General features: G+C 59.7%; 11 protein-coding genes and 1 pseudogene. 11 read left to right on the top strand and 1 reads right to left on the bottom strand.

Annotated features, from left to right (window positions below):
• The 10 genes and pseudogenes from ACRQHG_RS04120 (at window position 1) to ACRQHG_RS04075 (ending at window position 13134) form a co-directional block, all read left to right on the top strand.
• Window positions 1-1404, top strand: a complete 1404-nt coding sequence (locus tag ACRQHG_RS04120; RefSeq protein WP_435710905.1) for an alpha/beta hydrolase — start codon at window positions 1-3, stop codon at window positions 1402-1404.
• A 95-nt stretch (window positions 1405-1499) separates the two neighbouring features.
• Complete coding sequence (locus tag ACRQHG_RS04115) at window positions 1500-1769, top strand: DUF3017 domain-containing protein (protein ID WP_026428220.1); 270 nt, start codon at window positions 1500-1502, stop codon at window positions 1767-1769.
• A 141-nt stretch (window positions 1770-1910) separates the two neighbouring features.
• Window positions 1911-3236 (top strand): hemolysin family protein, encoded by a 1326-nt coding sequence (locus ACRQHG_RS04110; protein ID WP_284903543.1) that lies wholly within the window; start codon window positions 1911-1913, stop codon window positions 3234-3236.
• Window positions 3237-4071: 835 nt separating this feature from the next.
• A pseudogene (locus ACRQHG_RS04105) lies at window positions 4072-4974 on the top strand (BspA family leucine-rich repeat surface protein); the annotation flags it as partial.
• A gap of 45 nt (window positions 4975-5019) precedes the next feature.
• Window positions 5020-7911, top strand: coding sequence for a hypothetical protein (locus ACRQHG_RS04100; RefSeq protein WP_435710948.1), 2892 nt, complete (start codon window positions 5020-5022; stop codon window positions 7909-7911).
• Window positions 7912-8166: 255 nt separating this feature from the next.
• Entirely contained in the window at window positions 8167-9726 is a 1560-nt protein-coding gene (locus ACRQHG_RS04095; RefSeq protein WP_435710904.1) for a SpaH/EbpB family LPXTG-anchored major pilin, read from the top strand.
• Between the two features lie 177 nt (window positions 9727-9903).
• Window positions 9904-11064 carry a class C sortase gene (locus tag ACRQHG_RS04090; RefSeq protein WP_435719600.1) on the top strand — a complete coding sequence of 387 codons (1161 nt, stop codon included), beginning with the start codon at window positions 9904-9906 and terminating at the stop codon, window positions 11062-11064.
• 117 nt (window positions 11065-11181) lie between these two features.
• A complete protein-coding gene (locus tag ACRQHG_RS04085) occupies window positions 11182-12132 on the top strand; it encodes a LysR family transcriptional regulator (RefSeq protein ID WP_435710901.1) in 951 nt (316 codons plus the stop codon).
• Between the two features lie 140 nt (window positions 12133-12272).
• Entirely contained in the window at window positions 12273-12515 is a 243-nt protein-coding gene (locus ACRQHG_RS04080; protein WP_435710900.1) for a hypothetical protein, read from the top strand.
• Complete coding sequence (locus tag ACRQHG_RS04075) at window positions 12493-13134, top strand: hypothetical protein (RefSeq protein ID WP_435710899.1); 642 nt, start codon at window positions 12493-12495, stop codon at window positions 13132-13134. The genes ACRQHG_RS04080 and ACRQHG_RS04075 overlap by 23 nt, the downstream gene beginning before the upstream one ends.
• A 142-nt stretch (window positions 13135-13276) precedes the next feature.
• Here the strand turns inward: ACRQHG_RS04075 and ACRQHG_RS04070 are convergent, their stop codons facing one another.
• A complete protein-coding gene (locus ACRQHG_RS04070; RefSeq protein WP_435710897.1) occupies window positions 13277-15544 on the bottom strand; it encodes a 6-phosphofructokinase in 2268 nt (755 codons plus the stop codon).
• Between the two features lie 229 nt (window positions 15545-15773).
• Here ACRQHG_RS04070 and pgi point away from each other — a divergent pair, with 229 nt between their 5' ends.
• Window positions 15774-17429 carry a glucose-6-phosphate isomerase gene (gene pgi, locus ACRQHG_RS04065; protein ID WP_435710895.1) on the top strand — a complete coding sequence of 552 codons (1656 nt, stop codon included), beginning with the start codon at window positions 15774-15776 and terminating at the stop codon, window positions 17427-17429.
• Window positions 17430-17467 lie beyond the last annotated feature (38 nt).

Raw genomic sequence — 17467 nt, 5'->3', positions numbered from 1 at the left:
ATGCTTCAACCCAATACGCACGGGGCGCTCCTGGCTGCCGGCCTCTGCTCGCTGGCTTTCCTGGCGCTGGGGGTGCGCACCATCCCGCGTACCCGCCGCCTGGCTACCGCGATTCCGGTGCTTGCCATGGTGGTGGCAGCCGTATGCGGCGTCGTCGCTATTGGGGTGGGCATGAACCTCAACTTGCAGTACGCAAGTACGTGGAGCGACGTCAAAACCATTTTCACGAAAAGCGGCGGCAAGGCTTCCGTGACCGCAGTGACGAGCGAGCTACCTAAGTACGCCGGGCAATCCGGTGAGATCCCCATGCCGGAAGGCAAAGAATGGAAAGCCGATTTCACCCCGGCCGGGCACGGGGTGGTGGGAACGGTTTTCCGCGGCCCCGAATCCGGCCTTGAGCTGCCCGTATGGGTCTACCTGCCCCCGGATTATTCCCCGGAGCGCACCTACCGGGTGATCGTCATGATCCAGGGCTTCCCTTCCCAGACGGAGAAAATTCCGGGCGTGCTGGATTTGGAGCATACGATGCCGGCGAGTGCGCCGGATACGATCGTTGTGGTTCCCTCCCTCAACGTGGATAACCAACAGCCCGATTGCGTGGATCTATCTGGGCGGCCCGCGGTGGGAACCTGGGTGAATCGCGATATCGTGCAGATGGTGCGCAAGAATTTCTCGGTCTCGGCGGATCGGCGCGACTGGGCCATTGCCGGGGCGTCCTACGGGGGCTGGTGCGCGCCGGTGCTCGGGCTGTACAACCCACAAACCTTCGCCTCGGTGATTTCCTTTTCCGGGTACAACGTGCCGGTTATCGGCCTGACCCAGGCTCCCGGCCTGCGCGAACAATTCACCGTCACCAACCTCATGAAAAAGGCGAGCTGGCCGCAGTCCATGTACTTCACCGGCACCCGCACCGATAACGACCCGGTGGAGCTGGCGCGTGGCCTGGAGGAAGTCAAGAACCCGCGCCTGAAAACCACCGTACACCTCGACCCGAACGGCGGGCATTCCTGGGACACCTGGAAGAAACAGCTTCCCGGGGCGCTGGACTGGTGGAATGGTGATCGGGCGGGCGGAGCGAAAAGCGTGGTGGCCACCCGCGGGTGGATGACCCAAAAAACCACGGTGGCCGGCGCCTACCTGGTCTTCGCGCTGCTGGCGGCGGGGAGTATTGTGCGCGGGCGGGCCCTGGTGCGCCGCCCCCGCTACGTGCCCCGGCACGCGGTGCACACCCGCCGGCACGCCCTACCGCGCGGCAAAGGCCGCTACCGGATACGGCGCTGGGCCTGGGTGAGCCTGACGGTGGCCTGGGGGATCGTGGCCCTGCTCCTCACCGTCAATCTCAAAACGCATACGGTCGAAGACATCCGCTTTATCGGCGCTTTCTTCCATCTCTTCACCATGTAGCGGCGGGCAGGCGCCCTCGCAGGCTGAGCGTTCCGCGCCGGGAAGCTACCACCGTACCGGCAGTGGCCGCCCCGCCGCGGGCTATACTGGCTCACGTGAATGCGCACTTTTCCCACCCGCTGGTCTACTGGGCCTGCGCGGCCTGGATCGGCATCATCGTGGCCCTCGCCTTCCTCGCCGACCCGCGCGTGGCCATCCTCGCGCTCGCGGGCAGCTTCGTGATCCTCGCGGTGGCGCGCCTGACGCTGCCCACCGGCTACGTCCCCTCGGTGCGTTCGCGCATCACCGACGCCGCCACTCTCCTCCTCCTGGCCGCAGCCCTCTTTTTCCTGGCGCGTTTCGCCCTCACGCCCCCCGTTATTTAAGAACGACGCCGCAGCTCCCCGGCACGCCACCACGCAGGCGCTGCGCCGTCGCCGTGCCACCACACCTTTCCCGTGTTCGCTTGCCGCTTGTTTCTGAGACGCGGTGGGGCCGGTGGGCGCGGGCTCGTCCATACTGGTGGAGTGAGTCCCTTAGCTATGAACATTATCTGGGTTGTTGTTTTCACGCTGATCGGCGCGTTTTTCGCCGCTTCGGAAATCGCGCTGGTTTCCCTGCGGCAAACGCAGATCGACGAGATGGCGGAGAATTCCGCCTCCGGGAAAACTATCCAGCGCCTAACCGCGGATTCCAACCAGTTTCTTTCCGCTGTTCAGGTGGGCGTGACCCTGGCCGGGTTCTTCTCCGCCTCCTTCGGTGCGGCTTCCATTGCCCCGGAGATCGCGCCCACGTTCAGAGCGTGGGGGATGTCGGAAAACGGGGCCACCACCCTGGCTTTTGTGCTCACCACGCTCGTGATTTCCTATATTTCCATTGTGTTCGGGGAGCTGGTGCCCAAGCGTATCGCCCTGCAATCGGCGGAAACGATCTCCACGCTGGCTGCCCGGCCCCTCGCTTTTATTACCGCGGTGCTGCGCCCGGTCATCTGGTTCCTGGGCGTGAGCGTGAACGGGGTGCTGCGGCTGCTGCGCCGTGACCCGAAAGAGCAGCGCGAAGAAATGGGGGTGGCGGAGCTGCGCGCCTTCGTGGCCAGCCAGGAAACGATTGGCACCGAGGAACGCGATATGGTCGTCTCGATGCTGTCCGTTTCAGACCGCACGGTGCAGGAGGTCATGACGCCGCGCACCGAAGTGGAATTCCTAGACGCGGAACTTTCTCTAGACGAAGCACGCCCCCTTGTTACAGCCCTGGAGCACTCGCGTTATCCGGTGCGCCGCGGTGGGAACGACGACGACGTGATCGGCTTCCTGCACATTCGCGATATGCTCGCTCCCGCTCCCACGGCTCAAAGGGTGAGCGATTTGGTGCGCCCGGTGACCTTTTTCCCGACGGGTAAGGATGTGCTGGAAGCCCTCTCAGATCTGCGGAAAGCCCATGCCCATCTTGCCATCGTGGTGGATGAATACGGCGGGACGGACGGCATCGTCACCATTGAGGACGTGATGGAAGAATTCGTGGGCGAAATCCGCGATGAGTACGACCGCGAGGTTCCCAAGGTGCAGGTGCACGGGGGAGTGCGGGATATGGACGGGCTCTCCACCCGCCCCGAAGTGCTCAAAATGCTCGGGGTGGAGCTACCCGAGGGGCCTTTCGATACCCTGGCCGGCTATATCATCGCCCAGCTCGGGCGCATGCCGCAGGTAGGGGATTCCACCCGCCTGGGCGCGGTGGAACTCACCGTGCAATCCCTGGACGGGCGGCGCATCGACCGGGTGCGGGTGGACCAGGTGACCGAATCGGAGGACATTGCCATGGCCCGGATGGAAGGCCATAGCGAAGCCGGGCGGTAGCTGGTGCTCTAGCGGATCACGCGGGGAGCTGAATCGCGCGGGGAGTGAGACTCGCAGGCGGCAGCTGGAAGCCCCCGCTGCCAGCGGTCGCGGTTCCGTTGAATTCTGGATAGACCTTCACGGAGCTGAACGGAGATTTCGTCTAGCGGTGCGCAAACGCCAAAAAATAGCATTTTTATGGCGTTATGAGCGTTTCTAATTTTCGCGACAGTGAAAATAATATATAGAAATAGTCACTGCCAGGCCGCATAGAAAACTAATTATTATGTATAAATCGACGGTGCATTCGGCAAGTAATCGAGCTATAGTGGGCTCGTTTCCGATCTGTTGAATTTTGGTTACAAAAGACGTTTCCGCTCGAGACTTTAGTCACAAGTAGCTACCTGTTACCGCATAAATAAGCAGAAAAGTCTGACTACTGCGTGGTTCGTGCTGGAATTATCCTGAACGTTACCCGTGGTGGAAACTGTAGAAATTAGCTAAGGTAAATCAAGAAAGCGACTATGCAGTCGTACTCATTCCTATTCCTTATTGAACGTGAAAATGGTTTCGCGACGGGGGTGGGAGATCTGCCTGTAACAGTATCAATTGGTGAGGGGTTAGTAGTGAAGCTGATCAAACGAGCGGCTGCCGTTATTGCCGCGCTTGCTGTTTTAGCGGGGGGGGGGTAGCCGCTCCTAGCCTCGCGTCACCCGACACTTCCGATGGGGGAGAAACGAGCGCAACGGAGCGCGCAGCAGGTATCCCCGTCGGCCCCAACCTCACCGCCACCTGGGATTCCACCACAAAAACACTCACCGTCGCCGGCCACGGTGAACTCAATCGTAAACAGTGGATGGATCTGAAAAAACAACACTGTGATACCGGCGGGGAAACTGAGCCTAAGAAAATAGTTTTCACTCTAAATGGTGGTAAAGAAATAATCTTTCCCGAGAGCTCTACTGCCCTATTTAAAGACTGTGTTGATGCGGAAATTGATCTCCCTGCTAATGGAATCAACACTTCCCGAGTCAGGAATATGAGGGAGATGTTTATGGATGCTCATAAGGCTAATCCGGACGTTTCTAACTGGGATGTTGGAAATTGCAGGAGTTTTGTGCGAATGTTTACGGGCTCGGGTGCTAATCCGGATGTCTCTCGCTGGAAGCCGCACTGGAGTGCTGAATTTCAGTGGATGTTTTTTGACGCGCCCAACGCTACATTTATCGATATAACTAACTGGACGCTTCCTCAAAATGGAACAATCCTCGACAGAAGAAGAACCGCTGAATGGATTTTCTTTACCAGCAGTCGTACAACACTGCGACTGAGGGGAGAACAATTTGAGCAACTAAGGTCGCTATATACAATCGCATCCTTCGACTCAGATGTTTTCTATGAAATCGTTAAAGAGGGGGATACCGAACCTCTTAGCTCGAATATACCTGGTGATCAGGTGAAGAACTTTTTCATTCCTAATTATAATTTTTCGGTATATCAAGATAATGCCATTTATCTTCTCCGTCCTATGGACATTAAAGAAATTACGGTGAAAGCCAATCCGATTATTATTTATGCAGGCGAAAAATCACCAAACTTGACCTACGAGATTTCGCCGTCAGGACTTGGTGACCAACTAGAAGGTGAACTTGAAACAACATATTCAAATGGCATGGGTCCGGGTGAATACCCAATCAGCCAGGGAGCGCTTCGACTCAAGCGTTCGGCACTTTCTACCTACTCATTGAGATTTGTGCCCTCAACCTTAACTGTAAAAGAAAAACCTGCGCAGCCTCCGGCTCAAGTGACGGCAACGGATTGGGTTGATGGTGCGAAAGACTGTAATACTCGGAAGGTTTCGCAGTCGCGTACGGTGACCACGACCCCGCAGCGGTGGGATTCTTCCTCGCGCAAGTGGGTCCTTGATACTGCGAAAGCAACGAAGAAAACCGAGTCCCGCCAGCGCGACATGAATGACGGCGAGCACCGTGCATGTACGCCGCAGCCGCCAGCCCAGGTGACGGCAACGAATTGGGTTGATGGCGCGAAGGACTGTAATACCCGGAAGGTTACGCAGTCTCGTACGGTGACCACGACACCGCATCGTTGGGATTCGGGCTCGCGTAAGTGGGTGCCCGATAATGCCGCTGCAACTAAGAAGACCGCGACCCGCCAACGGGACATGAACGATAACGAGCATCGCGCATGTACGCCGCAGCCGCCAGCCCAGGTGACGGCAACGAATTGGGTTGACGGGGCCAAGGACTGCAATACCCGCAAGGTTACGCAGTCGCGTACCGTGACGACAACGCCGTATAAGTGGGATTCTGGCTCGCGTAAATGGGTGCCTGATGCCGGGAAGGCAGTCAAGAAGACTGAGACCCGCCAGCGGGAGATGAATGACGGCGAGCACCGTGCATGTACGCCGCAGCCACCGGCCCAGGTGACCGCTACTAACTGGGTTGACGGTGCGAAAGACTGCAACACGAGGAAGGTCACGCAGTCTCGCATCGTGACCACGACACCGCATAAGTGGGATTCTGGCTCGCGTAAATGGGTGCCCGACACCTCGAAAGCAACTAAGAAGACTGAGACGCGTCAACGCGAGATGAATGACGGCGAACACAAGGCTTGTACGCCGCAGCCGCCAGCGCAAGTTACCGCAACTAACTGGGTTGACGGTGCGAAGGATTGTAATACTCGGAAGGTGTCGCAGTCGCGGACGGTGACGACAACCCCGCATAAGTGGGACTCGTCCCAGCGCAAGTGGGTCCTCGATACCGCGAAAGCAACGAAGAAAACCGAGTCCCGCCAGCGCGACATGAATGATGGCGAGCATCGTGCATGTACGCCGCAGCCACCGGCCCAGGTGACGGCAACTAACTGGGTTGACGGTGCGAAAGACTGCAACACGAGGAAGGTGTCGCAGTCGCGGACGGTGACGACAACCCCGCATAAGTGGGACTCGTCCCAGCGCAAGTGGGTCCTCGACCCCGCGAAAGCAAGGAAGAATACCGAGAGGCGGCAGCGGGATATGAATGACGGCGAACACCGTGCATGTAGCCCCCAGCCGAATCCGCAGGTGACGGCAACGAATTGGGTTGATGGCGCGAAGGACTGCAACACCCGCAAGGTCACACAGTCGCGGACGGTGATCACGACCCCGTATAAGTGGGATTCTTCCCAGCGGAAGTGGGTCTTGGACAGTGCTGCGTCGTCGACAAAGACTGAAACGCGTGAGCGGGAGATGAACGATGACGAGCATCGCGCGTGTACTCCGCAGCCGCCGGCCCAGGTGACCGCAACTAATTGGGTTGATGGGGCCAAGGATTGTAATACTCGTAAGGTTTCGCAGTCCCGGACAGTGACCACGACACCGTATCGGTGGGATTCTTCTTCGCGTAAGTGGGTGCTCGACACGAGCAAGGCTTCGAAGAAGACCGAGACGCGTCAGCGTGACATGAACGATGGTGAACACCGCCAGTGCACGCCGCAGCCGTCGGCCCAGGTGACCGCAACTAACTGGGTTGATGGCGCGAAGGATTGCAATACCCGGAAGGTAACGCAGTCGCGGACGGTGACGACGACCCCGTCTAAGTGGGACTCTTCCCAGCGGAAGTGGGTCTTGGATACTGCTGCGTCGTCGACAAAGACTGAAACCCGCGAGCGGGACATGAACGATGACGAGCACAAGGCGTGTACTCCGAGGCTCCCGGTTCAAGTCACACATTCGGATTGGGTGGACGGCTCCAAAGATTGCAATACCCGCAAGGTCACGCAGTCTCGCACCGTGACGACGACACCGTCTAAGTGGGACTCTTCCCAGCGGAAGTGGGTCTTGGATACGGCTGCGTCGTCGACAAAGACTGAAACCCGCCAGCGGGAGATGAACGATGACGAGCACAAGGAGTGCAGTCCGCGGCCGGTGGATAAGGTCACGGAAGGTGACTGGCAGGACTCGACCGAGCAGGGGGCTAAGGACTGCTCAACGCGGAAGGTTAAGCAAACCCGGACTGTGACGACGACTCCGCCTAAGTGGGACTCGGGTAAGCGCCAGTGGGTTTTGGATACCGCGAAGGCTTCGAAGCGGACTGAGACGCGTGAGCGGGACATGGATGAGCGCGAGCTGGGGGAGTGCGTGAATGTTGCCCTCACGGTTTCTAAAGACACCCTCACGGTGGTGAAGGGCCAACCGGTTCTCGAGCCGCTAAGCGTGGAGGCCACCTCTACGACGGATGCGGGGTTGATCAGCCTGCAGACCGTGTGCGCCCCGAAGCATGACGGCCAGGCTGAGGGCGAGCGCAATGCGTTACCTGTGGGTGTGGAGTTGGTGCGCGTGAAGCAAGCACCTGATGGCGTTGAGCTTGCGGGGAGCGGTGCGCGGACGGTTGGTGAGGTGGATGGTAATGCCACCCAAGCCGAGCTCGGCACGTATCGGTGTTGGGTGTATGCCACGAAACCCGGTATCACTATCGACCCGCTCACCGGTGCGGCTACGGGGCCGAACGCTGTGGAAGGCGTGGGGTGGGCACGCAAGGCGCTCACGGTTGAGGTTGTGCAGCCTGCGCTTCCGAAGACGGGTGGGGCTGGAATGAACCGCACGGCTGGCCTGGGTGCGCTTCTGATCGTGGGGGTCACCGGTGGCTGGTGGTGGGCTCAGACCCGACGGAAGAAGGGGGTGGGCCGCCGCGCGTGAACTATTGCTACCACCTACATGCGCTCTCAATAAACCAAGAGGGCGCGTGGTATCGAGCGCAAGCAAAAAGGGAGACGAGGGTGGGCGTGTGGCCACGCAACAACCACTACGCGCGCCCTCGGTTCCCTGGCGAGATAGGTGGGACCGGCCCGGTAGGGGCAGTTTTTCAACAAGTTCAACAACAAGCGCTTGGCGTTGGCCGGGCGTGTTGGTCAGTACTTCTTGTGGTGCTGAAATTATTGGGAAGGAAAAAGTATGGCTCGTAAGAAGTCATTGAGAGCGTTGGTGGCGGCGTGTGCGCTGGCACTGACGGGAATGGGTATCGGGGTGGCTAACGCCGCACCCGAACCGGCAGGCGATCCGGCGTCGGTTGCTCCGTGGGCTGCGGGTGCTCCCACGACGGGGTCGATTACGATCACGAAGCAGGACGCCGCAACGCACAAGCCTGTGAACGGTGCTGAGTTCACGGTCACGAAGGTGGATGCCCTCGGGGATGTCACCCTTGGTGATATGAAGAAGATGGCTGATTGGGAGACCGTGGCGGGTTCAATCAAGGACCTCAACGCGAATCCCGATAGCCCGAAGGCGAAGCTCAGCACGACCGCTGTTTACAAGGTCGAAACCACTGGTGAAGGTAAGGCAGTTTTTGATCGCCTTCCGCTTGGTCTTTACAAGATTGTGGAATCGAAGGTGCCGCTTGGGTATACCTCGGATATTAAGCCGTTCTTCATGACGGTCCCGGAAATCACGGGAACCTCTTCTGCGGACCAGAAGTACACCTATGATGTTTCGGTCACCCCGAAGAATACGGATGTTCGTGACCTTGTGAAGAAGACTGGTGCTTTCGAACAGGTTGTGGGTGCGGGCGATGATGTTTCCTACACGATTTCGGCGACCTTGAATAAGAAGGGCCCAATCACTGGGGCTGATATTAAGGGCTTCGCGGTTTTCGACGATGCGATGACTGATGCTTACACCGTGATCGATAAGACTTCGGTCAAGGCTGTCAAGGTGAGCGGCGAAGTAATTGCGGAATCGCAGTACAACGTTGCTACCTCAACTGATGGTGTGGAAGCTGGGCGTACTCGCCTCCAGGTGAATTTCACTGATGACGGTCTCAACACTATCGCGGCTAAGGCGACTGCGTCGGAGGCTCCGGTGGTGACCGTGGACCTGACCTTCACCCTCAAGGCTGATCTTGCTCTTGATTCGGTTTCTAATAAGTTTGGTTTCATCCCCGGGCACTCGGATAGCGAACCGACTCCCGGCCCGATTGTTCCCGAACCCGGTCCGACCCCCGGTCCCGGACCCGAGCCGGGTCCTGGCCCGAATCCGTTCCCGACTATTGAGTTCTACGATTTCCAGATCGCCAAGACGGATGCTTCGGATGGAAGTGTGCTTGCGGGCGCGAAGTTCGTGGCCTTCGCCAACCAGGATGACGCTAAGGCTTGTGTAGCGAAGAAGGATCGTACTAACTGCTCTGGTGCTTCGGTTGGTTTCGGTACCAAGGTGACCGGCGATGATGGGTTGACCCCGAAGTTTAAGGCGAAGAAGGGTGAGGCTTTCTACGTGGTTGAGGTCGAAGCCCCCGCGAAGTTCATTCGCTCGGATGAGATCACCGAAGTCACCGTAACCGATAACGCCGGCCAGGTCTTCCAGACTGGTATTAAGAATGTTCCGACGAAGGATTCTGGTAAGTGGTTCGACCTGCCTAAGACCGGTGCTATCGGGGTGGGTATCTTCGCCCTCCTTGGCGCTGGCCTGGTGGCGAGCGGTGCGGTGACGCACCTGCGTTCGCGTAAAAACAACGCATAAACAGGAAAAACTAACGGTTCAGGTTTGCCAGCCTGAGTAGGTAACGAAGATTGTGGGGCCGGTCAGTCCGACTGGCCCCACAATCTATCAAGCGCAAGTTAATTCTGCACGACTAGCGCAATACGAATTGCACGGCTAGCGCTAGTAAAAAGCCACGCCAGGGAAGGGGGTAGGGACATGAACGGCGAAACGGGCGCGGTGCGTGGGCGGCGTGCCCTCAACGCCCCGACACCCAACCCCGCGGAATCAAAGCCAGCCCTCGAAACGGAATCCAAGACGGTACGCAGGGCAGGATCCGGGGAAGCACCTAAGGTGGCGCTTCATGTGGAGCCCGAACCGGCTGCTGCGCCAGTACATCATGTGGAACCCAAGGCACAGCGCGGCCCTGCCGCTGGTGTGGTTCGTGGGCGGCGTGCGGCGCGTGTGGGGGAAGAAAGCGGGCTGGCGAGCCTGCTGTTCTACACCGACCCGAAAGAGGATAAACGCCGGCTCTCCCCGCTGGCCATGATCCTCATCGGGATCCTGTGCCTGGCTTATCCGGTGACTTCGACGGTGTGGAATAACTGGCAATCCAAAGTAGTCTCCCGTGCCTATGAGGGCCAAGTGAATACCCAATCCCAGGAACTACGGAACTCGTATATTGAGCGGGCTCACGCCTATAACGCGAGCCACCAGGGGATGGCGGTCCTTGACCCTTATCTTGACGATATAGCCACCGACCTGCCGGCCTACCAGGAATACGCTCGGGTGCTTGATCAGCCGGATGGGATTATGGGGATCGTGAAAATCCCGAAGATCGGGGTGAAACTCCCGATCTACCACGGCACCTCACCTGAGACTCTGCAGCGGGGTGCCGGGCATATGTTCGGGACCGATATACCAGTCGGCGGTATAAACCGGCATAGTGTGGTGACGGCTCATACTGGACTGCCGACCTCTACCATGTTTGACCGGCTCACCGATCTGGGTATCGGGGATGAGTTTTTCTTCGAAATCCAGGGTCAAGTGTTTGGGTATCGCGTGGTCAGAGTAGACGTCGTCGACCCTCACGACCCAAGCCTGCTGGTACGCGCACCCGGGCGTGACCTAGCCACTCTTCTTACGTGTACTCCGTATGGGGTGAATTCGCACCGGCTGCTGGTGACGGGTGAGCGGGTGTTGCCTGACCCGGTGGAAGTGCCGGCGGTGGACGGGTTACAATGGTCGTGGTGGATGACCCTCTTCGTGCTCGCCATCCTTATCTCTTTGCTGTTTGCGTTCCTGGTGGCACGCTCGGCGCTCGCCCGGCGTGAGGAGGACTCCAGGCGGGATATGTTGCCCCGACACATGCTCCGCTAGCTGCACCGTAGCGCTGGCCAACGTGGCAGCCTGGAGCACGCGGCGGGGTGCTGCGGCGTCGTACAACCCTCACTGATTTAGACCATTTAGCATCACGACATACAACGAGGTACCGGTGTGAGACTGGAATTATTAGAAACCCTCATTCTTTATTCGCGACTGGGCACCATGGACGCGGTGGCCCGCAAATGCGGGTGTACCACGGCGGCGGTCGTGAAACGTATCCAGCTCTTGGAAGAAGAAGTCGGCCAAGTACTTACCCGCAGGGTCGGGCGCGGGCGAGAACTCACCGAAGCTGGGCGCTACCTGGTGGAGCGCAGTCACCAGATCCTCGGGCTCGTGGATAGTACGGTGGCGGAGCTGCAGAATCTGGAGGATAACCCGCAGGGAACTATCGTGATCGCCGGCCGGGAAAGCAGCGCGCTGGATAGCCTGGCGCCGGTGATGAGTCAGGTGCGGGCCCGCTACCCGGGTATTAGTTTCCAAGTCACGTTGTGCGGGCGTGAAGCGGCCACCCGGATGCTTGCTGAGGGTACGGCTTCTTTCGCTGTTTTGGATGATTCTTGGGATTGCACAGCTTGGGAAACCCTCGCGCTCCGCGGTGAGGATCGGTGGGGCTTGTTGGTGCGTACGGATAGTGACGTGGTGGGGCGTGGGACGGTTCGGCGGGCGGATATTACCCAGCGGTCCTTGATTATGCCGAAGGAGCGTAGTCGGGAGCTGGGATATTGGTTGGATAAGGAAAACCAGCTGACGGTAGTAGGCCGGTACGGGACGAGTCGCGGGGCCCGGGTGATGGTGGAGGCCGGGGTTGGTGAGGCTATCGTGCTGGAGAATATGACGCTGAGCGGGGGCGCGGGCCTGGGCGGGGACACTGGTGCCGGGTCGGGAGTGGCGTCTTCCGGTGCGGGCCTGGTGTTTATCCCGCTGGATTGGTTGGTGGGCCTGACCTGCGTGCTTGCCTGGGATAAACAAGCACGTCTGAGCCGAGTGGGGGAGATATTCCTGGAAGCAGTACGCGCAGCCACGGCCGGCGCGGGGGCGGCCGGCGGGAGCGCAGCCAGCTAGAAGTTATCCACAGAATCGCGAAACGTCCCCCTTGTCCACAGTGTTGTAATTGGCTCTTTGCTGTGCCTTGGCGTCATGCAAGAATAACGAATAAGCACAAGCAACTACGCCGCCATGAGGCGATTGAAGGAGTGAGACACATGGACATTTACGAGGATATTTATGAGGACCAGTTGGATATTCCGGATCGTGTTTACAACTCGCTGGAAGAAATCCTCGAACGCAAGGAGGAAATCTTGCGTGAAGTCAGAATGACCCGGGAAGAATTCGACTGGCGTGCCGATAACTACCAGCTCGGACCAAAAGAGTCCGACGCTTATTTCGAGATGATAGGCCTGGACCGCTTTGAGGAGTATTGCCGTGGTGAACACACTATTGGATGAGCGTGCCGATGATTTTGCGGCACATCTGCAGCGGATCGGGGAGCTGATCGCCCCCGGCTTTTCGCTGATAAAACAGACGATCACAAAAGGAGATCTTCCGCGAAAAAGATTGTTTGGCGATATTCGCGTTGATCGTTTCCTTTTTGTCCGTTTTGATTACGAGGTTTTCCTTAATCCAGAAACCGGTTTACTCAGCGTCAATGAATCAACGTTCTCGGTCATCCGAGGAGCAAAAAGCAGCGAGCCGCTGGTGCGCTGGGATTATATTCGCTCACCACGTTCGAATATTCCTTGCGCGCATATCCAGATCCATTCCCACCGCGATGAATGGACACACGCCCTGGTCCTGAGTGGCACTCATTCCCGCCGCTCACGCCGGCGCATCAAGAACGAGGCCCGCACTCCCCACGTTGCCGATATTCATTTCACGATGGGCCGGCGCTGGTTCCGGCCCTGCCTGGAAGAAATCCTCCTTTTAGTCATTGACGAGCTCGGGGTGGCGTGCACACCACAAGCACGCGAAGCACTCGACCAAGGCATCGAGGATTGGGAACAGATTCAGGTGCGATCCGTAGTGCGGCATCACCGCGCCACCGCTCTCCAAGCTCTCGAAGAGTGAACCACCCGCGCTAATAAAATGCGACCGGGCCGCAGAGGCCGAGGATTAGGCACGCAGTAGCGAGAGGTGGGGCGCTGCCAGCTAGCGGCGTCGTCGCCCCCACCGTGCGCGGGCGCAAGCACCGCGCTACAAGTAAACGCGACTAGCGGTTATCGTCGTAAATCGCCAGGTGCTCCAGCGGGGTGGTATCTTCGCGGGCCGCCACCGTGTAGAGCACGGGGAGCGCGGAAATCCACCACGGATCCAAGGGCACCCGGTTCTTCATATCCATCTCTTCGTCCATGCGCATAATCGGATGTGACTCCAGCTTGCCATTGTGCTGGCCGATATAGCGCGCGCCCACCCGCTCCTTCTTCTCCAGCTGCGCGGTCACCTCATCAATGGCTAGGGCCGCGAGCGACACCGCGAGCGTACGGTCGTAGGAGGTGGGAATACCGCCCTGCTGCTGGTGGCCAATAATCGTGGAACGAACCGAGAAAGCCCCGTGGCCCTCCTGCTGGAAAACCCGCCGCAGCAGGTCCGCGGTGTAGTACTTGGACGCATCCTCATTACGAATAGCGAGGTAGAGGGAACGGGAGCCATCAAAGGCCCGGTTCATGCGCTCGCTTTCCTTCGTGAGCATCGCCAGATCCACCCCGGTCTCATGCAGGTAGACCTGCTCAGCCCCGGTGGATAGCGCACTCATAAGCGCGAGGTAACCGCACTTGCGGCCCATCGTTTCCACCACGAAGCAACGTCGGGAAGCGGAAGCGGAACGGCGAATCTTATCGATGGTCTCCACATTGGTATTGAGCGCGGTATCCACCCCGATAGACAGGTCGTGGCCGGGCAGATTGTTATCAATCGAGGCCGGCACGCAGATGAGGGGGAGGCGGAAAGCGGTGTAGCGGTCCGCCTCTTTCGCCATATTCCACGCGGTTTCATAGCCGGCCAGGCCGCCGATCATAATAATGGCGTCCAGGCCATTGGCTTCGATGGAGCGCGCGAGCCCGAAGTAATCCTCGATACCGAGAACCGAGCGGGCAGTACCCAGTTCCGCGCCGCCCAGCGAAACCCAGCCATCCACATCGCCCCAGCTCAGTGGGCGAATATCCCCGCGGATGAGGCCGGGGAAACCGCCCTCCACACCGAGCATCTCAAAACCGCGATCTAGCCCCAGCCGTACCGCGCTGCGCGCGGCCGCATTCATTCCCGGGGCGAGCCCGCCGGCGTGGAGCACGGCCACCCGCGGGCGCCACCCGTCCTTGAAATAGCGGTCCTCACCCAGCGGAGAAGAAAGCGTTTCGAAAAGGGACTTGATGCGGGAGAAACTGGTGCCGCGCGAGCGCACCGCCGCCTCGTAATCGCCCTCTTCCAGGTAATCGATGACCTTCTTGGTATTGGCGACCGTCTCCACCAGCGGCAGGCGCTGGAGCCGATTATTACGAATCCCGATAATGCAGGATTCTTCACCCGGTTCGGCCCGGATCACCTCCAGGGCGGCGGTGTAGCCGAGCAGGGTGGACATCCAGCGGTCATAAGCGGACGGCGTGCCGCCGCGCTGCACGTGACCGAGCGCGGTAATACGTGGAGACTCCCCGGTGCGTTCTTTAATAGCTGCCTGGATGCGCTGGGCGGTGATCTTTTCACCGTGCCGATCCATGCAGCCTTCGGCCACGACGATAATCGAATCGCGCCGCCCGGCCGCCCGCCCGGAACGGATCTTTTCGCACATGGCATCTTCCCAGCCGTCCTCGGGGGGAAGCTCGGGAATGATGACATCATCGGCACCGCCGGCCATCGCACCCATGAGGGCCAGATAGCCGCAGCGCCGCCCCATCACTTCCACCACGAATACCCGCTGGTGGGAAGCGGCTGTGGAAGTGAGAGCGTCAATAGCATCAATAATGCGGCACAGGGCCGAATTGGTTCCCACCGTCATATCGGTGCCGACCATATCGTTATCGATGGAGCCCACCACCCCGGCAATATGAAGCTCAGGGTGGCGCGCGGCAAGATCGGCTTCGATTTCCCCGGCTTCTACCAGTTCTTCGAGGAGCCCACTCCAGCGCTCCCGCAAGGTATCAGCCCCGGTGAGGGAACCATCACCGCCGATAACCACGAGGCGGTCAATTCCGGCGCGCACCAGATTCGCGGCCACTTTCCGCATCCCGTCCCGTTCGCGGAATTCGGTAGAGCGGGCCGAGCCGATCACCGTGCCGCCCTTATCCAGAATGGAGGACACATCGCTCCAGGCCATGGGCTCAATAAGATTATCGATAGCTCCGCGCCAACCCTCGCGAATTGCGAAGGGGCGGGCGCCCACGTGTAAAGCGGTACGCACCACGGCGCGCACTACCGGGTTCATGCCCGGGGCGTCCCCACCCGAGGTAAGAATGGCAAGGGATACGGGATCTGCGTGATCTGACATGGTTCCTCCTCCGAAGATCATTGTGTCAAAGATGGTGGGCTCATGTGTGGTGCTAGAGTCCGGCGGGGCGCCCGCGAGATGTGGTAGCGGCGCGCCGCGGGGTACACGGGAGCCGGGGCGATGTGCACGTGCCCGCGCCCGTGCCGCTACTCGGGTAGGCGGGCGCGCCGCGGGGCCGCAAAGTTGATTACACTACGAGATAAAGACTACTTCGAGGATGAGGATAACCATGTCGCACCCCATTGACCCCACAACCACGCGCGCCTGGGCGCGGCTGCATGACCTTCATGACGGATTCACCGCTGATTTCCGGGCCCGTTTCGCTGCGGATCCCCAGCGTGCCGAGCGGCTGAGTTTCACTGCCGGTGATCTTTTCGTGGATCTGTCCAAATCCTATTTGGATGATGACGTTCGCGATGCCCTGCTGGAACTCGCTGAAGAAACCGGGGTTGCCGAGCGGCGCGATGCCATGCTGCGTGGCGAGCGGATTAACGTGACCGAAAATCGGGCGGTGCTCCATACCGCACTGCGGCGCACCGCCGACGACACCGTGGAAGTAGACGGGCACAACGTTGTGGCCGATGTACGCGAAGTCCTTGAGCGGATGTACGCTTTCGCCACCAAGGTGCGGGAAGGCAGCTGGCGCGGGGTGACCGGAAAGGCCATCACCACCGTGGTTAATATCGGTATTGGCGGTTCGGATCTGGGCCCGGTGATGGCCTACGAAGCACTCCTCCCGTACGTCAAGGACGGGCTGGAATGCCGCTTCATTTCCAATATTGACCCCACCGATGTGGGGGAGACCCTGCGCGGGGTGGACCCGGAAACCGTGCTCTTCATCGTGGCATCCAAGACTTTCACCACTCTGGAAACTCTCACCAATGCCCGCCAAGCCCGCTCCTGGTTCCTCGCCCAGCTCGCCGCGCGCGGCATCCAAGATCCCGGCGCGGTGGCCAAGCACTTCGTGGCCGTCTCTACCAACCTGGAGAAGGTGGCGGAATTCGGAATTGAGCCCGCCAATGCCTTCGGTTTCTGGGATTGGGTAGGAGGGCGCTATTCGGTGGATAGCGCCGTCGGCCTTTCCCTCGCCATTGCCATCGGCCCGGAACATTTCGAAGAATTCCTCTCCGGGTTCCGTACGATTGACGAGCATTTCGCGACCGCGCCGGCCGCGCAGAACGTGCCCCTCCTCATGGGGCTCCTCAATATTTGGTACGTCAATTTCTTCGGGGCGGCCACCCACGCGGTGCTGCCCTACGCGCAGTACCTGCACCGCTTCCCGGCCTACCTTCAGCAGCTGACCATGGAATCCAACGGGAAGCGGGTGCGCTGGGACGGCAGCCCGGTCACCACCCATACCGGGGAAGTGTTCTGGGGTGAACCGGGCACCAACGGCCAGCATGCCTTCTACCAGCTCATCCACCAGGGCACCCAGCTTATCCCCGCCGATTTCATCGCCTTCGCGAATCCTGTTTTCGCGCTGGTAGATGGGGAAGCCGATCAGCATGAGCTCTTCCTGGGCAACTTCTTCGCGCAAACGAAGGCCCTGGCCTTCGGGAAGACTCTGGACGAGGTGCGGGCGGAAGGCACCCCGGAGGAGATCGTGACCGCGCGGGAATTCCCCGGGAACAAGCCGACCGCTTCGATTATGGCGCCGGCCCTCACCCCTTCGGTGCTTGGCCAGCTCATTGCGCTCTACGAGCACATCACCTTCACCCAGGGCGCGGTGTGGGGTATCGACTCCTTCGACCAGTGGGGCGTGGAACTGGGCAAGCAGATGGCCAAGGAACTCACCCCGGCGATTAGCGGGGACGCGGCGGCCCTGGAAGCCCAGGATGCTTCCACCCGCCAGCTCATCGAGTACTACCGCGCGCACCGGAAGTAGTGCCGCGCACCGGAAGTAGCACCGTGCGGCAATAGTAC

Origin of the sequence: Actinotignum vesiculae (genome assembly GCF_051267215.1) — a bacterium.
Taxonomy (GTDB): domain Bacteria; phylum Actinomycetota; class Actinomycetes; order Actinomycetales; family Actinomycetaceae; genus Actinotignum; species Actinotignum schaalii.
Note: the sequence above shows the minus strand (reverse complement) of the source record. Positions and strands in the feature narration are given on the sequence as shown.

Bases quoted from the DNA above. Each gene is read 5' to 3' on its own strand.
- pgi (WP_435710895.1), top strand. From the start codon at position 15,774: ATGTCGCACCCCATTGACCCCACAACCACGCGCGCCTGGGCGCGGCTG.
- ACRQHG_RS04095 (WP_435710904.1), top strand. From the start codon at position 8,167: ATGGCTCGTAAGAAGTCATTGAGAGCGTTGGTGGCGGCGTGTGCGCTG.
- ACRQHG_RS04090 (WP_435719600.1), top strand. From the start codon at position 9,904: ATGAACGGCGAAACGGGCGCGGTGCGTGGGCGGCGTGCCCTCAACGCC.
- ACRQHG_RS04120 (WP_435710905.1), top strand. From the start codon at position 1: ATGCTTCAACCCAATACGCACGGGGCGCTCCTGGCTGCCGGCCTCTGC.
- ACRQHG_RS04070 (WP_435710897.1), bottom strand. From the start codon at position 15,544: ATGTCAGATCACGCAGATCCCGTATCCCTTGCCATTCTTACCTCGGGT.
- ACRQHG_RS04080 (WP_435710900.1), top strand. From the start codon at position 12,273: ATGGACATTTACGAGGATATTTATGAGGACCAGTTGGATATTCCGGAT.